Origin of the sequence: Lysinibacillus sp. FSL M8-0216 (genome assembly GCF_038595555.1) — a bacterium.
Classification (GTDB): Bacteria; Bacillota; Bacilli; order Bacillales_A; family Planococcaceae; genus Lysinibacillus; species Lysinibacillus fusiformis.
Genome location: NZ_CP152007.1, coordinates 1,317,542 through 1,337,562, shown reverse-complemented (window position 1 = coordinate 1,337,562; position 20,021 = coordinate 1,317,542). Strand labels below are relative to the sequence as shown.

General features: G+C 36.0%; 20 protein-coding genes. 12 read left to right on the top strand and 8 right to left on the bottom strand.

Annotated features, from left to right (window positions below; genetic code table 11):
* Positions 1 to 26: 26 nt before the first annotated feature.
* Together MKX57_RS06280 and MKX57_RS06275 are read right to left on the bottom strand one after the other, a co-directional pair.
* Complete coding sequence (locus tag MKX57_RS06280) at positions 27 to 1,052, bottom strand: hypothetical protein (protein WP_089985455.1); 1,026 nt, start codon at positions 1,050 to 1,052, stop codon at positions 27 to 29.
* 270 nt (positions 1,053 to 1,322) lie between these two features.
* Complete coding sequence (locus MKX57_RS06275) at positions 1,323 to 2,411, bottom strand: S-layer homology domain-containing protein (protein WP_342550849.1); 1,089 nt, start codon at positions 2,409 to 2,411, stop codon at positions 1,323 to 1,325.
* Between the two features lie 359 nt (positions 2,412 to 2,770).
* Here MKX57_RS06275 and MKX57_RS06270 point away from each other — a divergent pair, with 359 nt between their 5' ends.
* Together MKX57_RS06270 and MKX57_RS06265 are read left to right on the top strand one after the other, a co-directional pair.
* The gene (locus tag MKX57_RS06270; protein WP_090001113.1) at positions 2,771 to 3,112 is read left to right on the top strand and encodes a hypothetical protein; all 342 of its coding nucleotides are present in this window, start codon (positions 2,771 to 2,773) and stop codon (positions 3,110 to 3,112) included.
* A 440-nt stretch (positions 3,113 to 3,552) separates the two neighbouring features.
* Complete coding sequence (locus MKX57_RS06265) at positions 3,553 to 4,452, top strand: hypothetical protein (RefSeq protein WP_008174535.1); 900 nt, start codon at positions 3,553 to 3,555, stop codon at positions 4,450 to 4,452.
* Between the two features lie 164 nt (positions 4,453 to 4,616).
* On the opposite strand, the gene MKX57_RS06260 is transcribed toward MKX57_RS06265, so the two are convergent.
* Positions 4,617 to 5,213, bottom strand: a complete 597-nt coding sequence (locus tag MKX57_RS06260; RefSeq protein ID WP_342550848.1) for a TetR/AcrR family transcriptional regulator — start codon at positions 5,211 to 5,213, stop codon at positions 4,617 to 4,619.
* A 117-nt stretch (positions 5,214 to 5,330) separates the two neighbouring features.
* Here MKX57_RS06260 and MKX57_RS06255 point away from each other — a divergent pair, with 117 nt between their 5' ends.
* The 6 genes from MKX57_RS06255 to MKX57_RS06230 all read left to right on the top strand — a co-directional run bounded on the left by MKX57_RS06255 (position 5,331) and on the right by MKX57_RS06230 (position 11,020).
* Positions 5,331 to 6,059, top strand: coding sequence for an ABC transporter ATP-binding protein (locus tag MKX57_RS06255; protein ID WP_090001109.1), 729 nt, complete (start codon positions 5,331 to 5,333; stop codon positions 6,057 to 6,059).
* Positions 6,056 to 7,072, top strand: a complete 1,017-nt coding sequence (locus MKX57_RS06250) for an ABC transporter permease (RefSeq protein ID WP_089985447.1) — start codon at positions 6,056 to 6,058, stop codon at positions 7,070 to 7,072. Before MKX57_RS06255 ends, MKX57_RS06250 begins: the two co-directional genes overlap by 4 nt.
* 163 nt (positions 7,073 to 7,235) lie before the next feature.
* Positions 7,236 to 8,108 (top strand): ABC transporter ATP-binding protein, encoded by an 873-nt coding sequence (locus tag MKX57_RS06245; protein WP_008174539.1) that lies wholly within the window; start codon positions 7,236 to 7,238, stop codon positions 8,106 to 8,108.
* A gap of 18 nt (positions 8,109 to 8,126) precedes the next feature.
* Positions 8,127 to 8,828: a resistance to Congo red protein gene (locus tag MKX57_RS06240; protein WP_043989765.1), complete on the top strand. Its 702-nt coding sequence runs from the start codon at positions 8,127 to 8,129 to the stop codon at positions 8,826 to 8,828.
* Between the two features lie 26 nt (positions 8,829 to 8,854).
* Positions 8,855 to 9,568, top strand: a complete 714-nt coding sequence (locus MKX57_RS06235) for a response regulator transcription factor (RefSeq protein WP_085961711.1) — start codon at positions 8,855 to 8,857, stop codon at positions 9,566 to 9,568.
* Between the two features lie 9 nt (positions 9,569 to 9,577).
* Positions 9,578 to 11,020 carry a HAMP domain-containing sensor histidine kinase gene (locus MKX57_RS06230; RefSeq protein ID WP_342550847.1) on the top strand — a complete coding sequence of 481 codons (1,443 nt, stop codon included), beginning with the start codon at positions 9,578 to 9,580 and terminating at the stop codon, positions 11,018 to 11,020.
* Between the two features lie 13 nt (positions 11,021 to 11,033).
* Here MKX57_RS06230 and MKX57_RS06225 read toward each other — a convergent pair whose 3' ends face one another.
* The gene (locus MKX57_RS06225) at positions 11,034 to 11,792 is read right to left on the bottom strand and encodes a DUF4184 family protein (protein ID WP_220388013.1); all 759 of its coding nucleotides are present in this window, start codon (positions 11,790 to 11,792) and stop codon (positions 11,034 to 11,036) included.
* 159 nt (positions 11,793 to 11,951) lie between these two features.
* Here MKX57_RS06225 and MKX57_RS06220 point away from each other — a divergent pair, with 159 nt between their 5' ends.
* Positions 11,952 to 12,710 (top strand): ABC transporter ATP-binding protein, encoded by a 759-nt coding sequence (locus MKX57_RS06220; RefSeq protein ID WP_089985443.1) that lies wholly within the window; start codon positions 11,952 to 11,954, stop codon positions 12,708 to 12,710.
* A 3-nt stretch (positions 12,711 to 12,713) separates the two neighbouring features.
* The gene (locus tag MKX57_RS06215) at positions 12,714 to 15,098 is read left to right on the top strand and encodes an FtsX-like permease family protein (RefSeq protein WP_342532351.1); all 2,385 of its coding nucleotides are present in this window, start codon (positions 12,714 to 12,716) and stop codon (positions 15,096 to 15,098) included.
* Positions 15,099 to 15,160: 62 nt separating this feature from the next.
* On the opposite strand, the gene MKX57_RS06210 is transcribed toward MKX57_RS06215, so the two are convergent.
* A complete protein-coding gene (locus tag MKX57_RS06210; protein ID WP_239355322.1) occupies positions 15,161 to 15,604 on the bottom strand; it encodes a DUF523 domain-containing protein in 444 nt (147 codons plus the stop codon).
* A 177-nt stretch (positions 15,605 to 15,781) separates the two neighbouring features.
* On the opposite strand from MKX57_RS06210, the gene MKX57_RS06205 reads away from it, so the two are divergent.
* Entirely contained in the window at positions 15,782 to 16,264 is a 483-nt protein-coding gene (locus MKX57_RS06205) for an 8-oxo-dGTP diphosphatase (protein ID WP_008174551.1), read from the top strand.
* A gap of 51 nt (positions 16,265 to 16,315) precedes the next feature.
* Here the strand turns inward: MKX57_RS06205 and MKX57_RS06200 are convergent, their stop codons facing one another.
* The 3 genes from MKX57_RS06200 to MKX57_RS06190 form a co-directional block, all read right to left on the bottom strand.
* Positions 16,316 to 16,831 (bottom strand): DUF6886 family protein, encoded by a 516-nt coding sequence (locus tag MKX57_RS06200; RefSeq protein WP_107921475.1) that lies wholly within the window; start codon positions 16,829 to 16,831, stop codon positions 16,316 to 16,318.
* 12 nt (positions 16,832 to 16,843) lie between these two features.
* A complete protein-coding gene (locus MKX57_RS06195; protein ID WP_107921476.1) occupies positions 16,844 to 17,584 on the bottom strand; it encodes a class I SAM-dependent methyltransferase in 741 nt (246 codons plus the stop codon).
* A gap of 186 nt (positions 17,585 to 17,770) precedes the next feature.
* Positions 17,771 to 18,955, bottom strand: coding sequence for a YbfB/YjiJ family MFS transporter (locus tag MKX57_RS06190; protein WP_342550846.1), 1,185 nt, complete (start codon positions 18,953 to 18,955; stop codon positions 17,771 to 17,773).
* A 112-nt stretch (positions 18,956 to 19,067) separates the two neighbouring features.
* Here MKX57_RS06190 and MKX57_RS06185 point away from each other — a divergent pair, with 112 nt between their 5' ends.
* Complete coding sequence (locus tag MKX57_RS06185) at positions 19,068 to 19,958, top strand: LysR family transcriptional regulator (RefSeq protein WP_089985435.1); 891 nt, start codon at positions 19,068 to 19,070, stop codon at positions 19,956 to 19,958.
* Positions 19,959 to 20,021: the final 63 nt, after the last annotated feature.

The following is a 20,021-nucleotide window of genomic DNA, read 5'->3' as shown; positions in this document are numbered from 1 at the left end:
CGTTGAAGCATTCTTTATCTATAGTTTTATTGGAAATTAAACGTCCAGGTCATCGTGCCCGTTTTGTTGTTGCTATCCGTGTAATCAAATGTTATTTGAACTGCGCCAACACCCTTTTTTTCCACGTTCAAAAAAACATGCCCCGATGGATTTGGACCCACAATCACTGCAGTTGCAATATTTATATCGTTACTTCTTGGATTACTAAACAGGACAATTGCGTTATCTTCTCCTACTATTACACCTGTCAAATTTACATTAGTTGATGATGAATAAGTTCCACCAATAGTCCCTTCATCAACATATGGTGCTGAAATATTTACTCTTGGTGTATCAGGAATTGAAATCGATACTGGAGCGGACTTGTAGACCACTACTTTTGTGTTAATATCCACAATTTTATAGGCTACAGTTACATCACCGGCTGTTACACCTCTGATAGCCCCAGTACTCGGGTGGATAAAAGCAGAACCTGTTCCATTGTTTGCTGTCCAAATGATAGATTGACCAGTAACTGGAGTCGTAAAACCTGTTGCCGCCGAGCCCCATCCGATAACTGAAAATGGTGCTGAAACTGTCGGTACTGCACCCACTGCTGCTTGGGAATAAACTGTCACCGTTATCGTTCCTTTTTCTACTACTACTCCATTATTGTCCTTCCCTACATACGTAATAACAGAACTTCCTGGACTTATTGCAGTTAATTGACCTGTCGTAGCATTAACCGTTGCCACACTCGTTGTACTAGATACAAAGCTTTTGTTTGTTGCACTGGCAGATAACCCTGTTCCCACTGTAGCTGTAGTTACTTCGCCCATTTGCAATACTTGCGTATAGGTTGGATTTTTTGCCATTGCTTCTCCATGTACGTTAAGATTGATAAAATTTTTTTTACCGTTACTACTTGCATACGAAATTGTTGCTATACCAGGAGCTTTAGCAGTAATTTTACCTGTGGTAGAATTGATTGTCACAACATTAGGATTGTTTGATGACCAAATAATTGTGCCTAACTCTATTGTTGCAGCAATTAATTCAGTAGTTTCACCCATTTGTAAAACAGATGAAGGGGTTCCTACTCCTGTAATTGCTGCACCTATGCCATTCTCGTCTTATCCTTCTTTTTCTTTAGGTTTATAACGAGCCTTCACCGCACAGGCGACTTTCATCGCATACGGCGATCCGTCAGCGAAAGACTTCTTAACTTACTTCCCCTACTATTAATTATATGCATGAATTTAAAATATAATATTGAGGAATGTTAATAATATTTATATATTGTTAATATTTTGGTTTATATAAACGTAAAGGCACTTATTGCACTAGAAGGGTATAGGATCAGTAGAAATATGTGAGACTACATCTATTTTTCCATCTAATATATGTGTGTTTAGTTTTATTGTGAAAGTCGATTTATCCCAAAATGTCATAATTAAATCATCTTCTATATTTGTTTTATAGTTTTCACCAAATTCTTTCTTATATTCTTCTAAATATATCTCATGTATATTTCTAATTGAATTGGATGCTTTCACTTGTGATTTCCAATTATATATATTCGTAATACTTTCAAGTTTTCCATCAAAAAACCCATAAGTAGTTTTCCCATCTAAACCATTCCTACCAACATTTGTAGAATACCATCTATCAGTTTGTTTATTAGTCATACGATGTTTAATTAACTCATATACTTCTGACTTAGATAAACCTAATTTTATCTTAGCATCATTAATCGGTTTATATCTTTCAGTACTCTCAATCAAAGGATCATTCAAAGGTACTTTTATGTTTTGCTCTTCTAAGTATTTAACTAATCTTGCCATAAACACATGTAAATGCATTTTCGTTAAAGGTTCATTGGGCTTAAATGTTCCATTACTATAACCTGTTGTAATCCCTGCTCCAACTAATTTTTTTACAGCTTTGTAAGCATCATTTGATTTTGGAACATCTCTGAACTCTTGATTACCCTCAGGCAAATATTTACCGAATGCTCTAACAATGAATAAAGCAAGATGTCCTCGCGTAAGACTGCCATCAGGCTTGAATGTGCCATCAGAATAACCATTTATAATCCCTAACTTAGATAATTCTAAAACGTGTCCACTAAATACTTCATCATAATCTACATCCTTATATGGAGTATATGTAGTGTACATTTTATAGCCCATTGTTTTTCCTATCATAGTCATAGCATCACCTCGTGTTGCTTTCCTATCTTTGCCAAAAGTTTGTTTCTTACCTACAACAGAATCAGATAATAAATCTTTATCATATAAAAATTTTAAGTCATTGTAATTAGGATTGGTTTCTTCAACATCTTTAAAAACAGATTCCGCACTTGCACTATTAGCAAAAATTGCAAAAAAGCTCAATAAAAATAAAAATGATAAAATCGTTATTTTCTTCATTATAATTCCCTCCATAACCAATAATATACATAAAAAGAGAGGTTTTGACTATATTTCAACAAAATTAACAGGGATAAAATACTAGTTTCTTCAATACTTTCTCTAGGTAATTAGTGACCACCAATTCATTCATGTGCAATATTGATATTCTCAATTTACTAATGGTCATCTATCTTTTCTATCTTTATATATACTGTCGTAATGAAGTGAACGGATATACGCTAAATGTTTCTTTCCTAAAAAGAGTGTCGATGTTTTTTCTCAAAAATCAAGATTTTAACTCGCTCACTGTCAGTTTAGTTAATTAAATCATGGTATACTATTAGTTAATTATTTCATAGTTTAGGAGATGATTATCCATGACATTAGAAGAAAAAATAGTGCAATTAACTAAAGAAACACTCGTTGATCTAGTAAATCTTCGCTACGATAAACTTAAAGAGGAGAATAAGATTAATGATGAGACTGCAGAGTTTTTACACGAAGTTTTTCAAATGCAAGGTACCCTTACCTTACCGAAAAGTGATGAAGAGATGGACATAGATGTATACGAATATAATGATAAAAGCGGCTTTCGTACAGAAGTAAGGTATTTATGGTTTGACGATGAGGAAAGTGCAATAGTACTATTTTGCGAAGCTAAAACAAATGTTGAAAAAACTGAGGTAACTAAGTTTTTTATTGAAACCATTGATGCTTAGGGGCAATTAAGCCCTTTATCAATTTCCCAAATACTCGCTCCACTACGATCTATCTTAATTATTGTTAATTTGTGTATGACTTTACTTTGAACTTTTTATAGCCTTTGAAATTATTGGGTTGAATCATTTTTCAACTTCCTTGTAGCTTCAATTCATACCTTGCCAATCCTCTATCTATTTAAAACATAGCGAATACTTTCAAACCAGTTTCATCTAATAAAGCTGGATGGTAACCATCCAATAAGTCCCCTCTCCCAATAACTCCACACATCTCCTCTTAGGACAAATTATTTTTTTTCGAAAGAGTCATAAAAGGTTAAAAGGTACATTGTTCTAATGATTATTTCCTACACAAATTAGGCATACAATTGCTACCAATCGAATAGAAACCTATATAGGGAACATTTTGTTATGGGAAAAATAAAGTGGGGTGTGAAAGGATGCTTAAAGTAAATGATGCAAAAGAGATGGTACTTGGAATTGTGCAAGATGACCCATTGTTTGTTGCGCTACAGCATACGCCTTTAGAGGAGAGCCTCTACAATGATGATTATTTAACGAACATCGATGAAACTAATCACTATACAATAGCAGAAATCGCTGGCTGGTTCGATATTACAGATGCCATGCTTCGCTACTATTTAAAGCCGTTTGAGCAGTACATTTTCGACAATGCTACACCGAATGAGCATGGAAATATCCGTTTAGACTTACCAGCTATATTAAGGCTAAGAATGATTTTATTATTAAAGGATGAATATCGTGTGAAGGGTATAAAATTATTGCTTGGTATTGATGATAATGGTCAGCTGTTGAGGCATCAAATTACGGCAACGACTATGGACTCCGGGGATTTATCCAATAAAATTGATGTTCTTGGGAATGTCCTACAGCAAATGATTCAAACAGGGCTCTTTCAGATTTTGCCGGATGAGAAGCATGGAACATTACAAGTTAACATTAATCAGGAATTTCTTGCCGAGAACATTCAACGATTATCCTCCGATTCGGCCCTTCAGTTTGAGGAAATTCAAAAGGAAACCTCGGAATTAAAACAAGAAAATGAAAATCTCCAACAACAGATTACCGAGCTACAAGAAAATGGTGTCAAGGAAATTGTACAGAAAATTAGAGAGCGTCATATCGAAAATGAAATCGTTTCTACCTTACGTACAGAAGCATTACAGCAATTTTCAATGAATAATCAAGTTAGTTTTTTCAAAAGGATGTTCAGATCCTCTCAAATTGAAATGGAAAAAGAGCAATTCGTTTTAAATTATATTTCTACACACTTAGAAGAACGCTTGGAAGTTGCATTAAATGATTATTATGGAAAATAAATTTGAATACGCTTAATTAGAACATGAGGTAGGCGATGTGAATGATGCCAATCATGTTCTTTTTCATTTTCCCATTGTTCTATTTCGCATACTTAGCGTTATTCTAGTTTTTATAAGGAGCAAAAATCTACATGGCCCATTCTACGTTATGTAGATTTTTGTGTTTAACTGCTAGCTACTACATTCCCTAAAAATCGCATTAACCGAAAATGCATCGTGACCATTTCTTCTACCGTTAAATTGTCATTGCCCTTTTCCAACCATTCTTGAATCACTCCTAAAATGGCAGATGCTATAAAGGCTTGTAAGTATTGCTGGAATTCCGGGTCCTTCACTTCCTCGCGAACTACCGATAATCTGTCCAAAATATGATTGCCAAATATGGTTTTCATCTTTTGTGTAAAGCTAGGTCTTCCCTGTTCACCTAATAACATACGATAGGCGGGTGCATGCTCTTTTATGCAGGTGATAACCTTGATGAACGGTTGATAGAGTTGTCCCATTTTCAATGTTTGAAAAGCATCTACTGGTTGTACATACTTCACATAGCGTTCTAATTCCATCAACAGTTCCTGCTGCAAATCTTCCATTACTTTATATTTATCTGAGTAATGCAAGTAAAAGGTTCCTCGATTAATTTGGGCTGTTAGTGCTAAATTTTTTACTGTCACACGTTCAAAGCCCACCTCCTCTACTTGCTGGATCAATGCCGATTTAATGGCTTGTTTTGTTTCAAAATTCATCTTGTCATGTACGGACAATGTACTTCCCTCCATATACTTAACACATACTGGCAAACTGTTTATTGTATTTGCTCACATGCTACCTTAAAATTTTTATCAAATCAACATTGTGTTCAGTGAAGGAGTGAAATTTGTATGGTCGACCATGCGATCTTAATAAAAGACCTTGAAAAAAGTTTCCAACATAAGCAGGTTATTGCCCCCCTTTCTTTAACGATTCCAAAAGGGCAATTAATGGGTTTACTTGGTCCATCAGGCTGTGGTAAAACAACGTTAATTAAAATGATAATGGGCATGCTGAAACCTGATAACGGCACTGTTGAAGTATTAAATTTGGTTGTACCCCACCAACAATTATTGAAAGATATCGGCTATATGGCACAATCAGATGCTCTTTATACAGATTTAACGGGGGAGGAAAATTTACATTTTTTCGCTAAGCTTTATCCCTTATCGAAAGCCGAAAGAATGGAGCGTGTTGCCTATGCTGGCAATCTTGTCCGTCTTACCGATGATTTACAACGTAAAGTGGGGAATTATTCAGGCGGAATGAAAAGAAGATTATCGTTAGCGATTGCCCTTATTCAAGATCCTAAGCTATTGATTTTAGATGAACCAACAGTAGGAATTGATCCTGTCCTCAAAAAAGAAATTTGGCAAGAGCTCATTCGTTTAAAAGATCAAGAACAGAAAACGATTTTAGTAACGACTCATGCAATGGATGAGGCAGAAAGATGTGATCAATTAGCTATGTTAAGAAATGGTCGAATTATTGCACAAGGTACACCCCAAGCATTAAAGGATCATTACCAAGCAAAGGATTTTGATGAAGTATTTTTAATGGCTGGAGGGGACGTATTATGAGAATGGGTGCAATTGTAACAAGAATCATCCAACAGATGAAACGAGATAAACGGACACTTGCATTATTGTTCTTTGCCCCACTGCTCGTACTGTCATTAATGTACTTTATTTTTAATAGTAACGAAGCGACGATCACACTAGTTGTCTCCGATGCCCCCACGCCATTAATAGAGAAACTTAAAAATGCGGATTTTTCGATTGTTGTAGACGATCATTTTACGAAAAAACAACTGCAGGATAAAGAGTATGACGGATGGCTAGAAATAGAGCCAAATAGTAGTAAATTAACTTTATTAAATGATGATCCTTCCCAGTCAAAAGCTTTAACCATGCAGCTTGCACAAATTTTACAGCCATCACAAGCCGCAATGAGGAGCTTGAAAACAGACTATGTGTATGGTGATGAAGATACTGCCATTTTCGATATTTTTAGTCCCATGCTCATTGGCTTCTTTGTCTTTTTCTTTGTCTTTTTAATTACTGGCATTGCCCTGTTAAAGGAACGCACCTCTGGAACATTGGAACGTTTACTCGCCACACCGATTAAACGTTCAGAAATTGTAGTAGGTTATATGGTCGGCTATGGTCTATTTGCCTTTCTACAAACGATTATTATCGTGTTGTTTGGTATTTATGTACTAGATATTGTTCATGTAGGCTCTATCTGGCTTGTTTTACTCATTAATATGGTAGTCGCTCTTGTGTCCTTATCATTGGGTGCGCTATTATCAAGCTTTGCCGCTTCCGAATTTCAAATGATGCAATTTATACCATTAATTATTGTTCCACAAGTATTCTTTTCGGGCATTTTCCCACTTGATAGTATGGCTGAATGGCTTCAAAGTATCGGCAGAATCATGCCCCTTTACTATGCAGCAGACGCATTGAATGGCGTTATGTATAAAGGGTATGCCTTCCTGGATATTATCCTGAATCTCAGCATACTTGCTTGTTTCGCCATTGTTTTCATCACTTTAAATATTATTAGTTTAAAAAAATATCGCTCGTTATAATAAAACGTTAAAAGTTCTGCTCCATTCGGCAGAACTTTTTTTATTGCGGGTATGATAATATCTAAATATAGGGAATTTATCCAATTTCATTGAAGTGAAAGACCAAATTTCTTTATAATAATTTTATAGTCGAGATTTATCTAAAGAATAAAGGTGAGTGAAGATGGCTACTATTTTGGAAGTACAAAACGTTAGTAAACAATTTAATGGGAAAACAGTTTTAGAGCATGCATCGTTTTCGATTGCAGCCAAAGAAATTATTGCGCTTGTCGGAAAAAATGGATCTGGAAAAAGCACTTTACTCAAAATTATTGCGGCTTTCATTAAACCAGACAGCGGTAAAATTGTGGCGCATAAAACTTCGCTAAAAGTCGGTTATGTCCCAGAAGTCACCCCTTCCCATATTTTATTTACCCCGCAAGAATATCTTTATCATATGGGGCGGATTCGGGGTATGCCTAAAAAGCGTCTTTTGCAGAAAATAGATGAATTGCTTGAGATGTTTCAATTAAAAGAGTCTCAAAATACAAGGATCGTCCACTTCTCAAAAGGAATGAGGCAAAAGGTGATGATCATGCAGGCAATGCTAGAAGAAACAGATTTACTAATAATGGATGAGCCATTATCGGGGCTTGATGCCAAAGCACAAAATGATTTCGAACAAATATTGGCCACAGTAAGAGATAAAGGACTAAGCATCATCCTAACTTGCCATGAAACGAAATTACTCGAAAGTCTTGTCGATTCAGTTTTACTTATTCAAGAAAATCAACTCATTCAAGCAAAGGATTTGAATAGCCAGCCTGTATATCGACTAATATTTGATATTGCAAGCCTAGCATTACTCGATGAAATTGTACCTTTGATGGAAATTCAACAAAAACAACCTTTAGCGAATGGTCATTATGAAATCGTATCGATAGTGCAGGCAAAGGATTCAGATCAAATTTTGCTAAAACTACTACAAAAAAATGCCTCTATTAAATATTTAGCTAATGGCCATCACAAAAAAGAACAATTTTCTTCTCATTTTTAATAGGAGGTATCGAAAAAGATGAGCAGTTTATTGCGCTATCAATTTATTAATTATTTAAGAACCTATCAATACGTTCCACCTTTTACAATATTCATCCTCTGTCTTGTCGTTAACTATACGTTTGTGCCTAATCCAATATTAGATAGCTATTCATTTACATCGCTTATTCTGTTCTTTTTAATGGGCTGGTTTACTGTTACATTATTTCATGCTGAGGATGAGGGGCAAAAGTTGATTACTACTCTTCATGCCAAAAGTCCAACACATTACAATATTGGAGTTTTCATTATTTGTGGTTTAATTGCTTTTAGCTTAAGTTGTGTTTCAGTCTTCTATCCTATTCTCATTGATGCGTTTTTCGAAAAACCAACACCATTACATATAGGATTAGGTTTCTTGTCTCATTTTAGTTTATCGATTCTTGCTATTGCACTCACTGCCTTGTTCACAAGAGAGATTGTGAACAATAGGCAAAATACTTGGTGGGGTGTCATAAGTATCCTAATTATTTCTGTCGTTATCGCTACTTTAAAAAACAATATCCAAGCTGGTCTCCTGTGGCTACTACCGCCTGTTCATTTTTCACTAGAAATAATGAGCATTGGCGATCAAATAGAAGTAGTCCCTAACGTATTTTACTGGCATTTTGCTTGGATAATCATTTACGCATTCCTTATCATTACTTTATTTTTCTTCCTCGTTAATCGGAGAAGAAAATGATTTAGACATTAAATTAAGGAGAGATCATTTTAATGAAGAACATCAACGTTCTAATTGTGGAGGACGAAAATGATATTGCCAATATTATAAAGGATTACTTAAGCGTTCATCAGTTCGATTCACATATTGTAAGAACTGGCCATGAAGCTATCCTTTATTTGCAAGAATCCGCTCCAGATTTCGTGATCCTTGATCTTTCTCTACCCGATTGTGATGGGATCGAAATATGCCGTAAGATCCGTGAACATAGTAATGTGGCAATACTCATTTTAAGTGCTAGAGGGAGTGATACCGATAAAGTATTGGGGCTAGGATTTGGTGCGGATGATTATATGACTAAACCATTTTCACTAAGTGAACTAGTGGCAAGAATTAATGCCCATTTACGAAGGCAGGATAGATGGCTTCAAGATCATGACGTTCAGAAGGATGTCCTTCACATTGATAATATCATTATTAATAAGCAGGAATATCTTTTTTTGCGCGATAACAAGCCTATTCCCCTGTCAGCAAAAGAGTTCGAGTTACTATTTTTTCTAGCTAAAAATAGAAATCAAGTCTTCTCCAAAAGTCAGTTGCTTGATGCAGTTTGGGGTTATGACACCTATGGAGACGAAAATACAATTACAGTCTACATTAGACGGATTCGAGAAAAAATTGAAATCAATCCTTCTCATCCTGTTTATCTTCAAACCGTTTGGGGAGTTGGTTATAAATTCAGTACATCCAATCACGTATAGGAGACTCAAATGTACTTAAAAAAATGGATCAACAAATGGATATGGACGCTTATCATCTGTGTTGGACTATTGTTTATAGGAACTCTTATTCTATTCTTTGCTACCAACAAATCTCAAGAAGTATCAGAGGATCAATATGTCATCAATCAAATTCGATTATCCGTGAACCAGTTATTATTGTACATAGAAGATCATCTTTCAATTCTAGAACGAGATTCCGAGATACGTAGTATGCTGCAACAAATGAGCGATGACCAAGAAATTGATATGACCGTACTTCACCTAGATGGCAAAGTAATATTCCATACAAAAGAGAATGACCTTACATCTACGATTCAAATTAAAAATGATATACATTATGATTTATTTACATCACAACAAGAACCGGGAAAAATAAATATTGCTTTTCCTATTGTTAATGATGAGAGTCATGAACAAATAGGAAATGCTATTTTTACCCTAAACAAAGATAGTCTATTTCCATCCAAACAACCAAATTCAAACTACTTATTTTTAGTAGTCATGATGGGCGCTCTGAGCTTCTTTATTATATGCTTCGCCCTATATATGAATAGGAAAGTACAGAAAGACATTTTAACACCATTACATGAGCTGAAAAAAAACACCGAGGAAATTGTCAAAGGGAATTACGAACAAATGAGTAGCTATCCGAAATTGGATGAGCTTGGTGAATTGTATGCCGTATTTGACCAAATGCGATTAGAGATTAAACAATTAGTCATCCAACGAAATGAACAGGAGCAACATCAAAAAAAGCTCATTTCGAATATCTCTCATGATGTGAAAACACCTCTAACTACTATAAAAGCTTATTTGGACGCTATATCTGAGGGCGTTTGTCGAGATGAAGATTCACTTATGTCCTACATTCATATCATGCAGATAAATACGGAAAAAATGTCGAGACTCATTGATGATTTATTTATTCATACATTAAAGGAACTCGGCCACATCCCCATCCATTTAAAAGAACAATATAGCCGAGACGTCCTTACAAACATTTTGCAGCCGATTCACTATTATGTCCAAACAACCAATATTCATTTTATCAAACCTGCAATGATTCCTAATGTCCTTATTCAAGTAGATGAGGGACGGCTAGAGCAGGTTATATCCAACCTTGTTACCAATGCATTAAAGCATACCTCCAATGGAGATACCATAACTATTACTACTTATATTGAAGATCAAACACTTTATATCCAAGTAATAGATAATGGCAATGGGATGCTTCCCGAAGATATGCCCTTTATTTTTGAACGTTACTTTAGAGGTCATCAGGCCGAAAGAGAATCTGCTATTAAAAACGAAGGAGCGGGGCTTGGCCTATCCATTTGTCAGCATATTATGGAGGAACACTATGGTTCAATTTCATTTAATAGCAAGCACAAGGAAGGCACTACCTTTACACTTACACTCCCTATCTCGTAAAAAGACTCCCATTTTAGGTAGTCTTTTTATCGTTCATCGTTCTTTTCCGATATGCTAAACAGATGGAAAGGGTCAGTACACTACAAAAAAATGAATCGATGATACGGACAACCCATACCCCGTAGCTGCTTAACGGAATGCCATTGATCCACTGCCAAAGACATACACAAACAAACGTTAAGAAAGCTAGCGCACTCCAAAAAACTATTTTTTTCTGAGGAGATACCGCCGGCACTTTATTATGTTTGATCAAAGATGCCCTGTAATACATATATCCAAAAATAAGCGTAATGCCTAACAATGTACTTCCGTGCTGTAAAAACTTATAAATGGGGATATGAAATCCAAATAAAGTAAATGTTTGAGAAAGAAAACGAAGATTGGTCACCATATACCCATTTTGATGTGTAAATGAATCCCATATGACATGGGTTAGCATACCTAATAATGCTGAATAACTAAAAACAATGATTTTCCATGTTTTAGTCCCTGAAATTTGATAGCTATTAAAATCCTGTAAAAATTCTGGTAAATGGCTCATGATTGGTTGATGGATAAACCGATGATAAATCAAGTAGATTATTAGTACGAGTGGAAGATTGAATAAAAAGAACCCTGCAAATGTATGACCAATCTCCCCTATTGGGCGTCCCCTTAAAAAGTATTCGAAATCTGGAGCCATGCTACCTAATACCAAGGCAGAAAAATGAATATATTTACTTTTTCGAGAAAAAGGTAGGACTGCTGCTGGATGAGCAAATGTTAATGGCATAACTTCCATCTCCTTTTATGACATCTTTCAAATCGTTTACTACAACGTTTTTTTGTTCAAAAGGTTACTTTGACTGTAAGAATTTATTAATAATTTCATAAGGACCTACTAATAATTACATATTACACTAAAGAAAATAAATCAAAAGGAGGCCTTACTATGGAAAAAGAAGTACTGATACGAGCCCAAAATGTATGTAAAACCTTTTCAACGGGTAGCGAACAATTCCATGCCATTAAAAATATGAATATTGATATTTATAAGGGGGATTTCACTGTTATTATGGGGAATTCTGGTTCTGGTAAGTCAACGCTTCTTTATCTTTTAAGTGGACTGGATACGATTACGGCAGGTGAAATTTACTTTCAAGGGGATAAGCTAGATACCTTTTCAGAAAGAAAGCTAGCGTCCTTTCGCTCACAGAAGGTTGGTTATATCTATCAAAATAGCAATCTCATCCCTGATTTGACGCTGCTAGAAAATATCGCCCTTCCTGGATACATCGCCAAAACTAATAAAAAAGTAATTATCCAAAAAGCAGAACAGCTACTACATTTAATGGGTCTTGATAAGCAACGAAATCGTTTACCTTCTCAAACATCAGGTGGTCAGCAACAAAGAGCTGCAATAGCTAGAGCATTGGTTAATAATCCTGAAGTGCTTTTTGCGGATGAACCAACTGGTAGTTTAAATTACGATCAAGGGGTAGCCGTATTAGATATCTTAACTAATTTAAATAGAAAAGGGCAATCTGTTGTTATGATAACCCATGATATAAAGGCAGCTTGTCGTGCAAATCGTCTTATTATCATTCAAGATGGAAAAATAGATGGGGTATTAAACTTCGAAAAATATGATCATCTTAATATACAAGAGCGAGAACATATTATCTTTTCTTATGTTGCTGGAAAGGAGTAGTCGATGTACGCAATTGTCACTCTTTGTTCCTCCCATTTAAGAAAAAGAAAATTGCAAAATAGTCTGATGGTTGTCCTTATTTTCCTATCAACGCTTTTACTCGCTACTTCTGTAACCATACTAATAAATACGAACAATATTTTTGAAAAAGCCCATTTTGATTCAAATGGTGCCCATCAAATTTTAACAATGGGTGATGATGTTCATAACCCTTTTGCCGTAAACGATTGGTGGCAGGAGCAGCAAGGGGTAACTTCCTCCGACTTAATACCCTATAGAAATTTATCTGGAATTACCTTCGATGGGAAAGAAATGCCCAATCTCTATTTATTTATGATGGATACGCAAAAAATGCCTTCAATGATCGATCAATTATTATTTTCTGAGGGAGAAAAGCAAACATCTCCACCTAAAGGGACCATATGGATTCCTACCTCATTGGCATCAAGTGCTCACATTTCACTTGGCGATGCAATTGAATTTAATACAGGTGAGAGAACGTTTAGCTTAATGGTTTCAGGTGTTGTAGTAGATATGCCCTATGGTGGTCCTTTTACAACAAACGCTCGTATTTGGATGAACAATATTGACTATCAGTTGCATTTAGCATCCATGATCGGTACTGAACAATACATGATGGCACTACGCTTTGACGATTATCAGCAAAGCTCTAGCTATTGGCGTGATTTTGAAAACTATCTGCAAGGACCTTATCTCGAATCTAAAATGGAATATGAAGAAATAGCTTCTTTTTATTTAATTATTAATAAAATCATTGGTTTTATCATGATTGCCTTTGGTATAGCTATGCTTCTGGTATCTTTATTTATCATTGGTTTTAGCATTTCCGACGCCATTTTAGCGAACTACAGAACAATAGGCGTTATGAAATCTCTCGGTCTATCGTCTCTACAGATAAGTGCTACTTACGTATTACAATTTGGCTTGTTATCTGCTTTCTCGATCATACCTGGACTCATCGTAAGTAAATTTCTTTCCAGAATCATTATAGAAAGCTCCTTATCCTACCTTAAAGCAGGAAATCATTTAGCCATTCACCAAGATACTCGACTAACCGTGCTAATTGCCCTCATCCTATTTGGGATTGTGCTACTCACCGCCTTTTTCTACTCGAACAAGGCACGCAAGGTGGAACCTGTCCAAGCAATCAAATATGGTATGTCGGAAAGTGCAAATAGTAAAATAAATCGTCGTAGAAGCAGCTCGAGTAGACTATTTCGTTTATCTAATCTACCTATTCAACTTCAAATTGGACTGAAAAGCATAACAAAAAATTTAAAAAGTTCCATACTAATTATAGCGCTTACCTCTATAACATCTGCCATACTCGTCTTTAGTGTGGTCATATTGAATAGTTTTATCTCCATCAAAGAGACTTCACCCTCGTGGGGGTATGATGCATCACATGTAGTAGTAACCGTATTTAATAAAGAGACATTTTCAAAACAACAATTTGAAGATTTTTTACTGGAAGATGAACGTATTAAAGATTATGCATGGCTAGATCAATTAACGGGAGTACTTCCTAACGACAACAATTCGCCATTAAATATCAGTGTCAATGTCATTGAGGGTAGCTTTGATGCCGTTGGCTATGAAACCATGTTTGGACGTAATCCTGTCAGTAAAAATGAGATAGCTATCGGCATTAATGTCGCGCGGTCTTTAAATAAAAATATTGGAGATATTGTAGAAGTTTACATTGAGGGGAAGCAGCACTTTCTGATCATTACAGGAATCTATCAATCTATAGCAAATATGTCCAACTCAGCGAGAATTTCAGCAGATGTTATTAAAGTTTATAACGCTACCTATTCTGCTTCTGAAATTAGTATGATGAATCTATTAGATGTAACATCCGCTCCTCAAATTGTCGAGGATTTGAATGCTCACTTTAAAAGCTCTATATCAGCAGTCACACAACAAGTATTACTAGATGCTGTTTTTAAAGAAGTTGCAGCCGTATTAGTTATCCCACTTTCAATCGTTGGCTTTTTATTTATCATCGTAACATGCATCATTATTTTTAGTGTATCGAGAATTAATGTTAGAAAAGAAAGTAGTACGTATGGAATTTATAAATCCATTGGAATGACCTCTCCAAATATTAGGTGGTCGATTACATCCGGTATTTTAATTCTTTCTATTTTCGGCGCAATCGGAGGATTTATTATCGGTATAAAATTAATTCCACTTGCTCTCCATTCCATTATTTTAGAATACGGCTTACTTGAACTTCCGCTTGTGATCAACTGGCCGATGAGTATCGGAATAAGCCTTGTAAGTGTAATGGCAGCTTGTTTTGGCGGCTGGGTCTCTACAAAAGTTATAGCTAAGACTTCACCTCGAATATTAATTGTGGAATAAGCTTGGCCCCTACAAATTAGGGGCCATTTCCATGGAGTGATTTTTGGAGGAACCGTAATTCATTAAATATCTTCTTCCGATAGCACGACAATATTATTTCTTCGAAGTAAGGCAGTGGTTACGCCTTCCCCGACTATTTTAGTACCGTTGAACTCGCCATTATAAATCGCTGCACTACCACAGGACGGGCTATCTTCCTTTAAGACGACCTGTGTCGCTCCCACCTCTAGCGCTTTCTGTAAGGTCGCATACGCCCCCTTCATATATAGCTCTGTGACATCACGGCCAGACCTTTCAATAACGGTAGCTTTGCCATCAAGAACATCGTCTCCATTGCCTCCCACTATTTCAGCAGGCTCACGAGGTGTTGAAAATCCTCCCATGAGCTCAGGACAAACGGTGATAGCCTTTTTCTCTAACACAAGCTTTTGTAATCTGTCATCTATACAGTTCGTACTGTTATAACGAACATTTAATCCTGCTAAACAAGCACTTATTAAAATCACTCTATTCCTCTCCCCTTTACGATCATCGTCTATATGAATAACATCATTTTAACATGTGTCTCTGAAAAATTACTAAGTGGCCTAGTATTTTCTCTGATACAATACGTATCAAAGCAGTTCTAGTTTCTTAGAAATGGAAAGGGAATTTATAAAGAAAAGAAGGAGGAGTAGATTGTCGTGGAATTTACGATTTGTTTTTTAAAAAAGGGTGAGCACATCCTATTACTTAATAGAGACTATCCAACTTGGATGGGCGCATGGAATGGTGTAGGTGGAAAAATTGAACAAAATGAAACACCTTTAGCTGGTGCCCTAAGAGAAATTAAAGAAGAGACAGGTATTACGGTTGAGGATATTACTTATAAAGGTAAAATCACATGGACAGATGGGGTCATTGATTATGGCTGTATGTATGCGTTTATAGCAGAAATTCCTGATTCATTTACATATGTTACACCGATAAAGGTTGCAGAGGGCATTCTTGATTGGAAGGAGCTTACTTGGATTTTCCACCCTGAAAATGTAGGCATTGCAGATTTAAAGTATTATTTGCCTACAATGCTTAATGAAACTACGAACTACGAATACATCTTTACTTATCAAGACAAAAAATTAGTCAATATCTCTTCAACACCGATTGAACAAACATCTAACGTATAATAAATAACTAAGCCTCGTCTATGTAAAAAATACATGACGAGGCTTGTTTACTTAATATCTTGGCTGGGCGCAGCGCATTCGACACATTGACCAATGTAACGTTGTATGCTGAATTTCATCATGAATGTCCCATAGGCTATCTACTATTCTCAATTCGACATTACGTTCTAACATTGCACTATATATATCATCGATTTCAAATAACGCAATAGGAATTTGAGGCGTTTCACTAACCGAATAGCCCGCATTTTCATCCTGTAGCGTAAATCCGTTACCCTCAAACTCATATAAGTATAATCTTGTACTTTTCAATACCTCCACCCATTTGCGTTCGATAACCACTACATGAGGAGCTGTTGTGAGATAATGCTGTCTGTCCTGATCTGTCGTTTTACTCCCAGCATGAAAACAAACACGCGGACAATCTCTCGGAGTTAAATAATTAGGCAGGCATCTCTCGTTGATCGCCCATACAAGACCTTTGCTTGCATCTAAATCTGGTCGCTCAGGTATACGAGGATGAAAAATCGATATCGTAGGGTCTTCACTAACATGAAATAATCTCACGGTCTCTCCTCCTTAATTTTTCAGTTTAAACACTATAAAATCAGCACAATGCAAATCTTCCTCAAATTGAGGGTACTTTTCAAGCATCTCTTGTGACGGTCTCGGCTCTATAATTTTTTCTATATGAAAGCCCGCTTCCGTAATTGCTTCCACATAGCTTGTTAATGTGCGATGAAACAATACAATAGGTGGGTCTGCAGCTAGTTGTTGATAAACACCTTCATAAAAGTAACGCTGTACCTTCCAATACTGCTGATCCAGCTGCTCATGTCTAATCCATCCACTATTTGGCGTGACAAAGCAGGGATGCAATATTGAAAAAACAAAAGTGCTATTCGGCTTTAAAAGACGATACATCTCACGTATTGTAGCACGATAATCCTCTAAATCTTGAAGTACCATATTCGAAACGATACAATCAAATTGATTGTCTGCTAAGAACGTTAAATTTTCACAATTACCATGAAAAAATTGAACGGGCAACTGCTGTGGTGTTCTTTCCATAGCAATGTCTAGCATTTTTTGTGAAAAATCAACAGCCGTTACGATAGCCCCTTGTTTCACTAGTAATCTACTTAAGTATCCTTCGCCACACCCCGCATCTAATAGATGCTTTCCATCCACCTCTCCCAGTAGAGAAAATATAGTGGGGTTTAATAGTACTTCACGATGAATATCACCATACTCATGATAATTAGCGATATACCTTTCCGCATATTGATTCCAACGTTTAATGGCTTGTTCTGTATTCATAAAAATACCTCATTTCAATGTAAAATCGTAACGTTACGTCCCATGTGCACTTGTCTATTTTTCCATATAAAGAAAAAAATATATAGACTTTTATTTAATTTTTTAATATCATGTAGATAGAGGCACGCCTTCTTTAAGTAAATGACTCAAGCCAGAAATCCATATAGGATTTCTGGCTTTTATGCTTTATATCGAAATGGTATGTTCAGCAACAGCTTCTTTTTTTATGGTCAGCCATCTGCCCACTAACATCACTAGTAATGCCACAAAGACGATTATACCCGCAAAGACTAGCGCTGCCTTATAGCTATTATAAATATTGACCAGCTGACCCGCGACAATAGGTCCAATTATTTGTCCAAACGCATAAAACGTTGTTAGTAATGATACAACAAATCCACTTTGTGTAGGAAAAAGTTGCCGTGCATAGGATGTAGTCAGTGTCACAATACCTACAAAGGTTAGACCGAATAAAAATGATGCTACTAATACACTCCATACAGTTTGTGAAAATACAGGTAACAAGATGCCTATTACTTGAAGTATGTATGCCACAAACAAAATTTTCATTGCTGAAAACTTCTCTAATAAGATCGTCCAAACAGGTGCCGATGGGATTGCCGCTAATCCTACAATGACCCAGCTATACGAGGAGTACGCTTGGAGAGAAGGAATATTATGAATAATATCCACTAAAAAAGTACCTGTAATAATATACCCTAGTCCCTCAAGTCCATATGACAAAATAAGCCATGGCATAAAGCCCTTTGTCATTTTCGTATTAGAAGAATTCGCTACTTTTAACGTATCTTGAATCTCTAAACCTCTCCATAAAATAGTAGTAATCAGTAAAAAAACAACTGATAGTATGCCTAGTCCTAACCATGTTCCTTGCCATGCAAGTCTCGCTTCAATAAGAGGAACGCATATGCCTGAAATGGCAATTCCTAGCCCTATACCACTAAATACATAGCCCGACCATCGGGATAGTGAGTGTTTCGCCAAATAATCCATGACAATACTAGACGTTAAAACAAAAATTAGTCCACCTGTAATACCAGCGATTAATCGAAGAATTAACCATATACTATACAGCTCCATCAAGCCCATTAATCCAACTGATAGGACATTAAAAATAACACTTACCATTAAAATTTGTTTACGCTGACGATGAATAAAGCCCGCCCATAGTGCACCAATGAAATAGCCAATATAATTACTTGAAGCTAAAAACCCAGCAACTTCTAAAGAAAATCCTACATCCTGTCGCATAAACGGTAGAATCGGCGTAAAAGCAAATCGACTAATGCCCATAGCGATGACGAGTAATAAAATTCCTCCGAAAACAATCCCCATATGTTGACGATTCATAGTGTCCCCCCTTTCCCCTATTGTAATTAAAAGGATACCGAGCAAAAATTAATAAATCTAATATATAATCTATATAAATGCATAAAAATAATTTATAAAAGGTGTGTCTATCATGAATCTACATGCACTGCGGTTATTTACAAAGGTAGCCGAGCTCAATAGTGTTTCCAAAGCTGCGCAAGCCCTTATGATTAGTCAGCCCGCTGTAACCATTCAAATTCGAAATTTAGAAAAAGAACTAGGTTTAACATTGCTAGAATCGAAAGGTAGAGGTATTACACTAACTCAGAGCGGTGCCTTTTTATATAAACAAGCACAGCGCTTATTTGATTTAGAAATAGATATCGAAAATAAAGTAGAACAGTTAAAAAATACAGGCCATGAGGAATTACAAATTGCTTCCACACATGTGCCCTCTCATTTTTTATTACCTAAATTATTAGCCCATTTTAAACAAGTCTACCCAACTACGCATATTCATTTAAAAACAGCTAATTCACAGCAAGTAATAGAGGAGTTACTCCATTATAAAGCAGATTTAGCCTTTATCGTTAAAGAAGATGGTCATCACCCTGATATTCATTACCAATTTCTGATGAATTTAGATTATTGGTTTATTGTGCCATACAATCACTCATTAGCCGGTCAAACGGTTTCACTTTCCGAACTCATGCAACAGCCCTTTGTCACAAGAGAAGATGGTAGCTCCACAAAGGAATATTTAAATGCATTATGTAAAGTACATAAGATACCCCCACCTAAAGTGGGACTACAACTAGATGGAATCAATGAGTCCATTCATGCAATTGCAGCTGGTTTCGGGACGATGCTTGCCCCATCCATAGCAGCATCCAGCTTTATCCAGCAGCAACAAATAGCACGAGTGTTTATTGAAAATATTGACATTCAGCGCCCAGTTTATCTTTGTACACGGAAAAATGAACAACCTCATTCTTCTTCATTTAATAACTTTCTTCATATCATTCATGAAACAACTTCTTAGAAAAAAGGCACTCTAGCATCAAAAAAGAGTGCCTTTTTCTATCTTTCAGCGTCTGTCAAAGCT

Coding starts and splice junctions, on each gene's coding strand:
- MKX57_RS06185 (WP_089985435.1), top strand. CDS start 19,068: ATGAATCTACATGCACTGCGGTTATTTACAAAGGTAGCCGAGCTCAAT.
- MKX57_RS06265 (WP_008174535.1), top strand. CDS start 3,553: ATGCTTAAAGTAAATGATGCAAAAGAGATGGTACTTGGAATTGTGCAA.
- MKX57_RS06275 (WP_342550849.1), bottom strand. CDS start 2,411: ATGAAGAAAATAACGATTTTATCATTTTTATTTTTATTGAGCTTTTTT.
- MKX57_RS06225 (WP_220388013.1), bottom strand. CDS start 11,792: ATGCCATTAACATTTGCTCATCCAGCAGCAGTCCTACCTTTTTCTCGA.
- MKX57_RS06215 (WP_342532351.1), top strand. CDS start 12,714: ATGTACGCAATTGTCACTCTTTGTTCCTCCCATTTAAGAAAAAGAAAA.
- MKX57_RS06270 (WP_090001113.1), top strand. CDS start 2,771: ATGACATTAGAAGAAAAAATAGTGCAATTAACTAAAGAAACACTCGTT.
- MKX57_RS06230 (WP_342550847.1), top strand. CDS start 9,578: ATGTACTTAAAAAAATGGATCAACAAATGGATATGGACGCTTATCATC.
- MKX57_RS06240 (WP_043989765.1), top strand. CDS start 8,127: ATGAGCAGTTTATTGCGCTATCAATTTATTAATTATTTAAGAACCTAT.
- MKX57_RS06195 (WP_107921476.1), bottom strand. CDS start 17,584: ATGAATACAGAACAAGCCATTAAACGTTGGAATCAATATGCGGAAAGG.
- MKX57_RS06255 (WP_090001109.1), top strand. CDS start 5,331: ATGGTCGACCATGCGATCTTAATAAAAGACCTTGAAAAAAGTTTCCAA.
- MKX57_RS06250 (WP_089985447.1), top strand. CDS start 6,056: ATGAGAATGGGTGCAATTGTAACAAGAATCATCCAACAGATGAAACGA.
- MKX57_RS06190 (WP_342550846.1), bottom strand. CDS start 18,955: ATGAATCGTCAACATATGGGGATTGTTTTCGGAGGAATTTTATTACTC.
- MKX57_RS06280 (WP_089985455.1), bottom strand. CDS start 1,052: ATGGGTGAAACTACTGAATTAATTGCTGCAACAATAGAGTTAGGCACA.
- MKX57_RS06220 (WP_089985443.1), top strand. CDS start 11,952: ATGGAAAAAGAAGTACTGATACGAGCCCAAAATGTATGTAAAACCTTT.
- MKX57_RS06245 (WP_008174539.1), top strand. CDS start 7,236: ATGGCTACTATTTTGGAAGTACAAAACGTTAGTAAACAATTTAATGGG.